The sequence below is a fragment of the Paenibacillus vini genome, from assembly GCF_018403325.1.
Classification (GTDB): Bacteria; Bacillota; Bacilli; order Paenibacillales; family Paenibacillaceae; genus Fontibacillus; species Fontibacillus vini.
On the sequence record NZ_BOSL01000071.1, the window covers coordinates 1 to 262 of the forward strand.

1 rRNA gene is annotated in these 262 nt (G+C 53.8%); it reads right to left on the minus strand.

The annotated features are described in order from the left end of the window. Nucleotides 1-262: ribosomal RNA gene (locus tag KJS57_RS26210) — 16S ribosomal RNA — on the minus strand; the annotation flags it as partial.

Genomic DNA, 262 nt, shown 5'->3' on the forward strand with positions numbered 1-262 from the left:
AGTGTGGCCGTTCACCCTCTCAGGTCGGCTACGCATCGTCGCCTTGGTGAGCCGTTACCCCACCAACTAGCTAATGCGCCGCAGGCCCATCCGTAAGTGACAGATTGCTCCGTCTTTCATTATTCCATCATGCGATGAAATAAATTATCCGGTATTAGCTACCGTTTCCGGTAGTTATCCCAGTCTTACGGGCAGGTTGCCTACGTGTTACTCACCCGTCCGCCGCTAACCATCAGGAGTGCAAGCACTCCATCAAGTCCGC